The sequence below is a fragment of the Rhodosalinus sp. K401 genome, from assembly GCF_041365735.1.
In the GTDB taxonomy this organism is placed as follows: domain Bacteria; phylum Pseudomonadota; class Alphaproteobacteria; order Rhodobacterales; family Rhodobacteraceae; genus Rhodosalinus.
Map to the genome: position 1 here is coordinate 1 of NZ_JBGFSI010000062.1, position 379 is coordinate 379.

General features: G+C 51.7%; 1 protein-coding gene. It reads left to right on the forward strand.

The window, feature by feature from the left end; genetic code table 11:
- The first annotated feature begins 143 nt into the window (after nucleotides 1-143).
- Nucleotides 144-257: a hypothetical protein gene (locus AB6A66_RS17545; protein ID WP_371056911.1), complete on the forward strand. Its 114-nt coding sequence runs from the start codon at nucleotides 144-146 to the stop codon at nucleotides 255-257.
- Nucleotides 258-379: the final 122 nt, after the last annotated feature.

Consider the following 379-nt stretch of genomic DNA (forward strand, 5'->3'; position numbering starts at 1 on the left):
TAACAATTTCACACAGGAAACAGCTATGACCATGATTACGCCAAGCGCGCAATTAACCCTCACTAAAGGGAACAAAAGCTGGAGCTCCACCGCGGTGGCGGCCGCTCTAGAATGGTCAGCCGTGGTATGTCCTGGTTTCTGGCGTGTACGCTTCGAAAGAAGAGGCGAAAAAAGCGGTATCTACATTGCCAGCAGATGTCCAGGCCAAAAACCCGTGGGCGAAACCGCTGCGTCAGGTACAGGCCGATCTGAAGTAATCAAGGTTATCTCCCGCAATGGTTTATCGTTGCGGGAGTTGCCTGAAGCGCTGGATGCTGTCGGAGCTTTCTCCACAGCCGGAGAAGGTGTAATTAGTTAGTCAGCATGAAGAAAAATCGCG